13 protein-coding genes and 1 tRNA gene are annotated in these 9,461 nt (G+C 36.6%); 12 read left to right on the top strand and 2 right to left on the bottom strand.

Annotated features, from left to right (window positions below):
• Positions 1–17 precede the first annotated feature (17 nt).
• The 11 genes from HYU07_00070 to HYU07_00020 all read left to right on the top strand — a co-directional run bounded on the left by HYU07_00070 (position 18) and on the right by HYU07_00020 (position 6,103).
• Positions 18–365 (top strand): hypothetical protein, encoded by a 348-nt coding sequence (locus HYU07_00070; protein ID MBI2128610.1) that lies wholly within the window; start codon positions 18–20, stop codon positions 363–365.
• 18 nt (positions 366–383) lie between these two features.
• A complete protein-coding gene (locus HYU07_00065) occupies positions 384–1,274 on the top strand; it encodes a TPM domain-containing protein (GenBank protein MBI2128609.1) in 891 nt (296 codons plus the stop codon).
• Positions 1,275–1,363: 89 nt separating this feature from the next.
• Positions 1,364–2,017, top strand: coding sequence for a hypothetical protein (locus HYU07_00060; protein ID MBI2128608.1), 654 nt, complete (start codon positions 1,364–1,366; stop codon positions 2,015–2,017).
• Entirely contained in the window at positions 2,014–2,517 is a 504-nt protein-coding gene (locus HYU07_00055) for a hypothetical protein (protein MBI2128607.1), read from the top strand. The genes HYU07_00060 and HYU07_00055 overlap by 4 nt, the downstream gene beginning before the upstream one ends.
• A gap of 162 nt (positions 2,518–2,679) precedes the next feature.
• Positions 2,680–3,249 carry a LemA family protein gene (locus HYU07_00050; protein ID MBI2128606.1) on the top strand — a complete coding sequence of 190 codons (570 nt, stop codon included), beginning with the start codon at positions 2,680–2,682 and terminating at the stop codon, positions 3,247–3,249.
• Entirely contained in the window at positions 3,249–4,523 is a 1,275-nt protein-coding gene (gene gatD, locus HYU07_00045) for a Glu-tRNA(Gln) amidotransferase subunit GatD (protein MBI2128605.1), read from the top strand. Before HYU07_00050 ends, gatD begins: the two co-directional genes overlap by 1 nt.
• An 11-nt stretch (positions 4,524–4,534) precedes the next feature.
• The gene (locus HYU07_00040) at positions 4,535–4,690 is read left to right on the top strand and encodes a hypothetical protein (GenBank protein ID MBI2128604.1); all 156 of its coding nucleotides are present in this window, start codon (positions 4,535–4,537) and stop codon (positions 4,688–4,690) included.
• Positions 4,674–4,943, top strand: coding sequence for a hypothetical protein (locus HYU07_00035; GenBank protein MBI2128603.1), 270 nt, complete (start codon positions 4,674–4,676; stop codon positions 4,941–4,943). Before HYU07_00040 ends, HYU07_00035 begins: the two co-directional genes overlap by 17 nt.
• Positions 4,940–5,188, top strand: coding sequence for a DUF504 domain-containing protein (locus tag HYU07_00030; protein ID MBI2128602.1), 249 nt, complete (start codon positions 4,940–4,942; stop codon positions 5,186–5,188). Before HYU07_00035 ends, HYU07_00030 begins: the two co-directional genes overlap by 4 nt.
• Before the next feature lie 24 nt (positions 5,189–5,212).
• Entirely contained in the window at positions 5,213–5,890 is a 678-nt protein-coding gene (locus HYU07_00025; protein ID MBI2128601.1) for a hypothetical protein, read from the top strand.
• 47 nt (positions 5,891–5,937) lie between these two features.
• Positions 5,938–6,103, top strand: a tRNA-Trp gene (locus HYU07_00020).
• A gap of 90 nt (positions 6,104–6,193) precedes the next feature.
• Here HYU07_00020 and HYU07_00015 read toward each other — a convergent pair.
• Positions 6,194–7,876 (bottom strand): sigma-70 family RNA polymerase sigma factor, encoded by a 1,683-nt coding sequence (locus tag HYU07_00015; protein ID MBI2128600.1) that lies wholly within the window; start codon positions 7,874–7,876, stop codon positions 6,194–6,196.
• A gap of 153 nt (positions 7,877–8,029) precedes the next feature.
• Between HYU07_00015 and HYU07_00010 the strand changes: the two genes are divergently transcribed.
• Positions 8,030–9,169, top strand: coding sequence for a GerAB/ArcD/ProY family transporter (locus tag HYU07_00010; GenBank protein MBI2128599.1), 1,140 nt, complete (start codon positions 8,030–8,032; stop codon positions 9,167–9,169).
• Here HYU07_00010 and HYU07_00005 read toward each other — a convergent pair.
• Positions 9,166–9,461 (bottom strand): hypothetical protein (locus HYU07_00005; GenBank protein ID MBI2128598.1); only part of this gene is annotated, 296 nt, incomplete at its 5' end. The two genes, HYU07_00010 and HYU07_00005, sit on opposite strands and share 4 nt — an antisense overlap.

Raw genomic sequence — 9,461 nt, 5'->3', positions numbered from 1 at the left:
CATGTGTCCACCCTCCTATGCCAATAAAATTAAAACAGCGGGATTTGGAGTTAGAGCCGCATCTAATAGCAGTTTACTCTTTGGCTGATCTGCCCCAAAGCGAAAAAATGAAGTTCAAACGAGCATTTTTTGGCTCTGAGTCTGTTTTTAAGGGCAAGACAAAAAAATACATAACGCTGCAAGAGGGCATCTTGAAAATGTACAGCGGCAGCAGGCTTGGAAGGGGCGCAATAATCTTTCCATCCAAACATAAAGAACTCGTTAAACAATTAGAATATTTTAAAGTAAAATTTAAAATATTCACTGTTTATGCAAACCAGCATATTATGGAATGGATTAACACATTTAATGAAACAATAAAATAACAAATTATTTTTAAGAAAATGAAAAAAAAGCATTTGCCAACCATTTTATTTTTAATCCTGTTGATTCCCTTTATTTCTGCGCTTGATTTTTCAAAGCCAATCGGCTATGTCAATGACTTTGCAAATATCATTGATGATGCGCATAAGATAAAAATAAATGATCTTCTTGCTGAGCTTGAAAAAAACACAACTGCCGAGATCGCTGTTGTTACAATGAACTCCCTGAACGGAACAAGCATTGAAGAGTATTCTGTCAGGCTGTTCGAGGAGTGGGGGATTGGAAAAAAGGAGAATGACAACGGGCTGCTGCTCCTGATTGCGATCAATGACAAAACATACCGCTTTGAAGTGGGCTATGGGCTGGAGGGAACTTTAAATGCAGCAATGCTCGGAAGAATCGGCAGGGATATTTTAGTTCCGTATTTTGCAAGGCAGGAATATGGGGAGGGAATTTACAGTGTTCTTGCTGAGATTTCAGGAATAATCAAAAAAGACCCGGATGCTGCTGCAAAATACCAAGGCCAGAAAATCAACTTTAATTCAGGCAGCTTTAGCAGCCCGCTGATAATGCTCTACCTTACTTTTCTCGTCATATGGCTGTTTATATCGCAAAGCCCGAAGAAAACAAGTAAAAAGATAGGCCTATTTGGGGCAGGCGAGATTGCTGCAATAATAAGCGCATTCTTCCTCGGATTAATTGTTTTTATCGCAGTCATATTCTTCTCAATAATCTTTTTTATACTTTTTGTTGCATTGATCGCAGGCGCCTCTTCTCAGGGGCATAATAAGCCGCCAATATATTTTGGAGGATTTGGAAGAGGAGGCTTCGGAGGCGGAATGGGTGGCGGAGGATTTGGCGGATTCGGAGGAGGGCATAGCGGAGGAGGAGGGTTTTCAGGAAGGTGGTAATAGAGAAATTTTATGCTTTCTTCAAATGTATGCCTTAGAGTTCTAAAATAGAAAGATTTATATATGACGTAACCTTTTTTAAGGTTACAATGATTAATTTATCCAAAGAAGTCGCCATAAGGAGAATTCTAGGAAAGGTCGAGATAGCTACGATTATGAAGAAAATAGAGGGAAGAAAATTAAAACAAACAGAAAGAAATTATTTGTACAGGTCAATAAGACCGAAACTGATGGCCGCAAATATTCTGTCGCATGAAAATATATTGGGCAAGGTGAACAAAGACAATAGGGAGGATGATTCGCTGATTGAATACAACCTCTCATTATACAGCTACGAGATGATTTCAGTCAAAAGAAAGAGAAAAAGAGAAAGAATGCCTATAGAGGATTTGATAGCCAGAATACTCGCAAAAAGCAGCAACGTAAGATTTATCGAGGCAATACCTGTGTTGCTGATTAAGAACAATGTCGATAAATTCAAACTGATCGAACTTGCCTGTAAATATGGCATTAAGAATAAACTGGGGTATATGATTGAAACAGCGGCAATGATAAAACCGAAAAAGAACCTTAAAGAGCTGCTTTCTTATCTGAAAAACAACAAAGACAAGGGCGTGTCTTTTCTTGCAGAAGGGGATTATGATTTTCTTTCAAGAACATCCCCAAAAAGGGTAAAGAAATGGAATTTGCTGGGCAGATTTTTTGATGAAGATTTCATTAAAATTGCAAAGGCGCAATTATGATTGATAAAAAGAAATTACTGGGTTGGCTGTCCAAGCTGGACAAAAAATTAGACAGGAAAATGGCGGTTATTGCTGTAGGTGGAACAGCAATGACCCTATTAGGATTAAAATCCTCAACAATAGACATTGATCTTTGTGTCAGCAGCAGAGACAAAATATCCTTTGAAAATGCCTTGGACAAAAAACTAAGAGCAGATATTTTTGTGGATGGGTATATTTTTTCAGAACAATTGCCTAGCGATTATGTTGAAAGGGCAAAAGAGATTGTTGCTATGAAAAATATTGTTTTGAAAGCGCTTAATCCTGCGGACATAATAATAACGAAGGCTGCCCGCCTCAATGCCCGCGATGAAGAAGACATAGAAGCACTGTCCAAATATGTAAAAAAAGAAGAATTAGTGCAAAGATTTGGAAAAGTTGTTGGCACATTTGCAGGAAGAAAGGAAGATTATGAATATCATTTAGAAATAATATTGAAGAGATTTTATGGTGGATCTTGAGTTTTCGTGCATGCGCGGGGATTGCGGAGCTTCATTTTAGAAAAATAAAAGATGATTTGATGAAAGACGAAACAGAAAGCTTTTTATTTCAACTAAACAAAACAGCATAATACAAATTAAAAAGGTGGTCTTATGGCAAAAAAAGGAATAAATGCAAAAAATATGAAAAACACGAAAGGGCTGTGGATAGCAGGCGCAATAGCCCTTGTTGTATTGCTGCTTCTGGGATGGTTTGTTGGATCTTACAACAGATTAGTTACTCTGAACAACAATGTTGACAACAAATGGGCGCAGGTTGAGACGCAGTACCAAAGAAGGATCGATCTAATACCCAATCTCATAAATACCGTCAAGGGCTATTTGACTTATGAGCAGCAGACATTGACAAAGATAACTGAGTTAAGAACACAATGGCAGAATGCAAAGACCGTGGCAGAAAAGGTTGACACAGCCAATCAGATAGAAGGCGCATTGAAAACAATATTTGCAGTTGCTGAAAATTATCCTGATCTTAAGGCTTCGCAAAACTTTTTAGCATTGCAGGATGAGCTTGCAAACACAGAAAACAAAGTAGCTGTTGAAAGGCAAAGGTATAATGATGCTGTAAAAGACATCAACATTGCAGTGCAGAAATTCCCGACAAATGTTGTTGCCGGGATTTTCGGTTTTAAGCAGAGAGAATATTTCCAGTCAGCTGCGGGGTCTGAAACAGTTCCTGAGGTGAAGTTTTAGTGGATCCAAAAGCAGGCGATAAAGTAAAAGTAACAACAGAAGACGAGCAGTTAGAAGGTATACTGATGCCTAGGCCAGAGATTCTTGAAGAGGGCTTTATAGTAATAAAGCTGGATAACGGCTATAATATCGGCATTGAGAAGAAGAAAGTAAAGAAAATAGAGCTGATTGAAGCATATCAAAAGCCAAAAACAGCAAAAAAAGAATTAAAATCCAATAAAAGCCTTCCAACTGTTGCTGTGCTTAGCGCAGGCGGCACGATTTCTTCAAGAATTGATTATAAGACGGGCGGCGTATACGCTGATTACACAGCAGAGGACTTTGTTGAGATGATTCCTGAATTGGAAAATATAGCAAACATAAAGGCAAAAAAGATAATGTCAGTGATGAGCGAAGATATTTCAAATAAAGAATGGAGCAGAATAGCAGAAGAGATTGCCAAAGAGCTTAATTCAAATGTTAGCGGTGTTGTCCTGACAATGGGGACAGATACATTGCATTATGCCGCTGCTGCATTGTCTTTTTTCTTAAAGCTCAATAAGCCGGTTGTGATAACAGCTGCGCAGCGAAGCATTGACCGAGGAAGCTCAGATGCTTTTATGAACTTAAGCTGCGCAATAACAGCTGCTGCAAAATCAGATATTGCAGAAGTCATGACGTGTTTGCATGGAACAATGAATGATGACTATTGCCTGCTGATAAGAGGCACCAAGGTAAGGAAAATGCATACTAGCAGAAGGGATGCCTTCAGGCCTATAAATGAGGAGCCGATTGCCAAAGTGTTTGAAAACGGCAAAATAGAAATAACAAATAAGAATTATAAGAAAATAAGCAATGAAAAAACAGCTGTTAATGACAAGTTTGAGGAAAAAACAGCATTGATTTATGTTTATCCTGGAATGGAGCCTGAGGTAATTGATTTTTACCTCGATAAAGGATACAAAGGAATTGTTCTGGCTGCAACTGCGCTTGGCCATGTTCCTCAAAAAATATATTCTAATATTGAAAAAGCAATTAAAAAAGACATTCCAATTGCGATTACAACCCAAACTTTATACGGCAGAGTTCATCCACTAGTTTATTCTGCTTTAAGGATGCTATCTATTAAATTAAAATGCATCTTTGCAGAAGACATGCTGCCAGAGGTTGCTTACATCAAGCTTGGCTGGATTCTTGCACATACGAAAAACATGGAAGAGATCAAAAAGATGATGCTCACAAATGTTGCCGGGGAGATAACTGAAAGAAGCGACGAAAGAGCCTTTTTATATTAGGAGGTGAAAAAATGGAAAAAAGTACTGTTGGAATAGTTATTTTTTTAATTGGAATTCTTATTTTGGTGCAATCTTTTGTGCAAAAGGAGTCTAGTGTACAGCTCGGGTATGTGATTATAGGCGTAGCATTGATAATAGGCGGTCTATGGTATGCAAAGAGGAAATAAGAATTGGGAAATAGTCAAGAATGTAATTGATTTAGAATACAGGAAGCTACTGCACGAATATAATGCTGTTTTAATTGCCACAACATCAGTCATAATTGGGTTACCTGCATTCATTTATAATGTTACGAAAGACTTATTATCCTCACTCATAATCGCCGCCGTTATATGGCTTATCCTTAATTCAAAAAGAGAAGAAGTTGCACAAAAATTAGATCTAAAGGTAAACGAAGCGAAAAACCTAAAATACGAATGATTACAATTAAAGAATTGCTCAACAAGATCAAATGGGACAAAAGAGAGGAGCCTGAGGATTATTCTGTTTTCTATCTTGACAGGGTTTTGAACAGATTAATTGAAATGCCTTACGCCAGAATAAAGAGGATCGAGGAAGGGTTTTTTGTAATTGATAAAGATAATGAGGAAACATTCATTCCATTGCACAGGATCAGGGAAGTGAGGAAGAAGGGGAAGCTGGTCTGGCAAAGGCAAAGTTTATAAGGTTGGATTTTCTAAATCAAAGATATGTTTGAAGAAGCTCCAAATGAAAAGATAGAAAGATTAAGAAGAAATTTTGAATTGGCAGAAGCTTCTGTAGAACACATAAACAAAAAAAAATTAAAATTGTTGGATAATTTAATTACATTCACCAAGTACATATGCCACGATTTAAGAAATCTGCCACCTGCTTTGTCGAGGTTTTTAATTGGTTCTGGAAACAAGGTAACAAATGTCAATTTGAGCTTATTTACAAAGGCAGTGTTTCATCATATAGAAAGATTTCAAGATGCCATTATTGCTGAAGAAGGTGAAAGAACAATGTTCTTAGAAGATGAAAAACAAATAGTTTGTGGCAAAGATGGCGAACTTTTTAAAAATGCTAAAAGATATGAGGAGGGAGTGCTAACCTTCTTAGGAACTGATGAAGAATGTTATTTAGAAGTAAATTTGAAACCGTGGTACGAAACCTTGCATGAGGCAGTAAAACTTGCAATTGATGCTGTTTACAGAAAGTATGCTGAAAGACAAGGATATTTACAATATCTTCGCCCTTTAGAAGAAAATTTAAGGCATGCTTTGAAGATCTTGAAGAGAATCATTTTAATAATCGAACGTGAAAAAAGAGAATTTGAAGTTGAAATAAAAAAACTTGAGGAAACTGAAAAATTTGTGCATGAAAACAAGTTTGCTTTTGCAAGATAACACATTTTCAATAAGATTTATAAAAGCATAAAAAATCCACATATTAAGGGAACGTGGTGAAACCTGGCCAGCGGAAATCGGGGATTTCCTGGGTTCCGCTGGGGGAACTATCATCGCCGGCTCCAGTAATTGGAGCGATGAGGCAAACGCCGATGAATAAAAAGTGCTCTATGAAGACACCGGCTGGTCTGGGTTCAAATCCCAGCGTTCCCATTTTTTATAGTTGTGAGCATATAAAGCTTGCTTCATTAAATCCTTTGTCTTTTGCCCTATTACTTTAGTCGCTTACTAAAAGACGAATTGTTACTGATCTTCTTCAATTATTTTTTTTAGTTTTGCAAGAGCCTCTGCTTTCATTTGATTTATTCTTTCTTTTGTTACACCATATATTTTTCCTATCTCTTCTTGTGTTCTATGGTAATCAAATAGCTGTATTAAAACATCTCTTTCTCTTTCATTTAAGTGCTCCAAGAGCTCCTTAGTCTCAAGTGTTAACTCATGCGACATGAATTCTTTATCAGGCCAAACTACCTCTGTGCTATCAATGAATTCACCAAATTCTGTTTTTCCGTCTCCTCGTAAATTATTTATAGAGAAGACTCTTTGAGGATTTTCAATAAAACCCCTTATATGCACTACTTTTTCTGGCTTCATTCTAGTTAATTCTGATAACTCCTCATTTTCCGGTTCTCTCCCATATTTTCCTGTGAATATTGCTATCTGTTTTTGGACTTTGTACATATCATCCACTAACCATTCCGGCAATCTTATTGTCCTGGATTGCTCTGCAATTGCCCTTGTAATCTCCCTTTTTATGCTGGTTCCCCCATACGTGCCGAAAGTATATCCTTTGTTATAATTAAATTTTGTTATGGCTTTTAACAAACCGCACACTCCTTCATCTAATAAATCATCCATATCCAGCCCAATAATATTTCCATATTTTTTTGCTAGGGTCGCTACCAGTTTTTTATTTGCAAAAATCAACTCCTCCAATGACTCTTTCCTTCTTCTGACAAACTCTTCTAGCAGCGCAATATCAATTTCTTTAAGCCTTAATTTCTCAGACTTTTTCTGTATCCTTTCTATTTGGTAATTACACCAGTTGTATTCTTCAAATAAGCACTTCATTTCATCTCTGCTTGGAATCTCTGATACCCCTCCATTTTTTATAAACACTTCAATTGGGCCCCTTTCATCAGATATTTTCTGATATGTCCTTTTTTTTCTTATTTGAAGTGGAAAGAAATCTTCTTTCTCAAATTCCGGGCTCATAACATAAATTATATCTTTAGCAGATATCTTTTCTTTAGCTAATATTTCCTGCGCTTTTATTCTCAGTTCAAGATTTTCCCTATGTTCAATTTCTGCTTTAGCCTCCCTAAAACCTTTGAAGTAACCTCTTTTAGGGTTGAAGACATCTGCAAATGTTGGGAATATGGTCTTTAGATAATATTGTGTTATATGTACATCCGAGTCTTTTAGTCTTTTTAGTTCATAAAGAATTATTTCTCTATCCCATCTTGATATATTTTTTCTTCGCAATTCTTCAAAATCATAGGGCCTATAAAGATATTTTCTCATTAATTTTGCCATATATGGTCTGTCTTTTTTTAGCTGATTTACCTTAAATTTTCCTCCGTTTTTCTGAACAGATTCGATGTAATCATCTATTTCTTTTTTAAAGCACTCTTCTGACCAATTTTCTCTAACAGAAACCATCGCTTTTCTTTTAACATTGGCCCACCCATACCTTCTTGCTTCTAATAAATATCCAAGATAAACCTTTTGTATATATTTGTAAGAAGTACTAACTCCATACTCATCGAGCCTTCTCATTTCATATATAACTACAGAAAAAGGCAGATGAAATCTTTTTAACTGTTTTTTAATCCCTCCTTCAGAATATAGGTCTCCATCTAAATCAACCGAAGATACGCTATCCCTACATGTGTGCGGGCCACTCACAGCAGTATAGCCGCTCATTCCATTAGTATATAGTTTTATAAGTTTATAAATGTTGGGAAAAATAGATGCCGTATCTCTTCGCCAGATTAGTCCTCGCAAAATATCGCATAATCTTTCTCTTACGAAGAACAATTTCAATAAATTTATATAATGCCTGATTAAAATCCAATTATGCCAAAAAAAGAACTGTATGAGGCAATTGCAACATTAGTAGGTGTTGTTATCGGAGCAGGAGTTCTTGGCATACCTTATGTTGTCCAGCAGGCTGGGTTGTGGATCGGCTTATTGGACATTGCGCTGATCGGGATTGCAATCCTTTTCATCAATCTGTTTTTGGGTGAAATTGTTTTGAGGACAAAAGGAGATCATCAATTAACAGGCTATGCCAGTAAATATCTTGGAAAGTGGGGCAAGGCATTGATGGCATTTTCGATGATTTTCGGGATTTACGGCGCAATGATCGCTTATCTTATCGGAGAAGGAAAAGCATTTGCTGCAATATTCGGAGGAAATCCCTTAATATGGAGCCTGGTTTATTTTGCTTTTGTTGCATTTATTGTTTACATAGGATTAAAGGCTGTTGAAGAATCAGAGCTTTTCATGTCAGCGGCATTCATTATAGTGATAGTGCTGATCTGCATTCTTGCATTTGGCGCGATAAAGATTGAGAATCTGGCGGGATTTGATTTGACAAACATCATGGTTCCATACGGCGTTATCTTGTTTGCTTTCCTGGGAGCAGTTGGGATTCCTGAAATGAAGGAAGAGCTCATCAATAACAGGAAATGCCTTAAAAAAGCAATTATAATCGGAAGCTTAATTCCTTTGCTTGTTTATCTTCTGTTTGCTTTTGTTGTTGTTGGCGCATCTGGAGCAAAAATCACAGAAGTTGCAACTATTGGCTTGGGCAGATTATTAGGAGAGAAAATGGTTATTCTGGGAAATCTGTTTGCGGTCTTTGCAATGGCAACCAGCTTTATTGCGCTTGGATTAGCGCTGCAGGAAATGTACAATTATGACTATAAGCTGGGCAAAAAACTGTCATGGGCATTGAGCTGCTTTGTCCCATTACTTATATTTTTTGTGCTTTCCTTTTTTGGCATGCTGAGCTTTGTAAGCGTTTTAGGCATAACAGGCGCAGTTGCCGGCGGAATAGATGGCGTGCTAATTGCCATGATGTTCCTGAAAGCCAAAACTGCCGGCGATAGAAAGCCGGAATATGTTCTAAACATCAATAAAGGGTGGTGTATAATACTGGCATTCTTGTTTATTCTGGGAATAATACACCAAATGATTTTATTTTTTGTTTAAATCTTAAAATAATAGAAAACGAAAAATATTAACCCTACAACTAAAATCGTCAATATTGTGAGGAATATTTTTTTGATGATTTTTTCATCTTTAACTTGTTTACCTTCAGTCTTTATTACTGTCTTTTCTTCCTTATGATTTATTCTTATTGTTTTCAGCTCTTCCCTTTTTCTTTTTATCCGGGATTTTTTAAGCTTCTTTTTTATTCCAACAGTTATTTTTTTAATTAAAATGTAAAAAAAAAATAAAACAACAAGCCCGAGCAATATGCCAATCCAGTACTCTTCAAGAA

The sequence above is a fragment of the Candidatus Woesearchaeota archaeon genome (genome assembly GCA_016180285.1).
Taxonomy (GTDB): Archaea; Nanobdellota; Nanobdellia; order Woesearchaeales; family JACPBO01; genus JACPBO01.
Note: the sequence above shows the minus strand (reverse complement) of the source record. Positions and strands in the feature narration are given on the sequence as shown.

Excerpts from the sequence above, each read along its gene's own strand:
- HYU07_00025 (MBI2128601.1), top strand. The coding sequence starts at position 5,213 with ATGTTTGAAGAAGCTCCAAATGAAAAGATAGAAAGATTAAGAAGAAAT.
- HYU07_00060 (MBI2128608.1), top strand. The coding sequence starts at position 1,364 with ATGATTAATTTATCCAAAGAAGTCGCCATAAGGAGAATTCTAGGAAAG.
- HYU07_00030 (MBI2128602.1), top strand. The coding sequence starts at position 4,940 with ATGATTACAATTAAAGAATTGCTCAACAAGATCAAATGGGACAAAAGA.
- HYU07_00010 (MBI2128599.1), top strand. The coding sequence starts at position 8,030 with ATGCCAAAAAAAGAACTGTATGAGGCAATTGCAACATTAGTAGGTGTT.
- HYU07_00040 (MBI2128604.1), top strand. The coding sequence starts at position 4,535 with ATGGAAAAAAGTACTGTTGGAATAGTTATTTTTTTAATTGGAATTCTT.
- HYU07_00050 (MBI2128606.1), top strand. The coding sequence starts at position 2,680 with ATGAAAAACACGAAAGGGCTGTGGATAGCAGGCGCAATAGCCCTTGTT.
- HYU07_00055 (MBI2128607.1), top strand. The coding sequence starts at position 2,014 with ATGATTGATAAAAAGAAATTACTGGGTTGGCTGTCCAAGCTGGACAAA.
- HYU07_00070 (MBI2128610.1), top strand. The coding sequence starts at position 18 with ATGCCAATAAAATTAAAACAGCGGGATTTGGAGTTAGAGCCGCATCTA.
- HYU07_00015 (MBI2128600.1), bottom strand. The coding sequence starts at position 7,876 with ATGAGCGGCTATACTGCTGTGAGTGGCCCGCACACATGTAGGGATAGC.
- HYU07_00035 (MBI2128603.1), top strand. The coding sequence starts at position 4,674 with ATGCAAAGAGGAAATAAGAATTGGGAAATAGTCAAGAATGTAATTGAT.
- HYU07_00065 (MBI2128609.1), top strand. The coding sequence starts at position 384 with ATGAAAAAAAAGCATTTGCCAACCATTTTATTTTTAATCCTGTTGATT.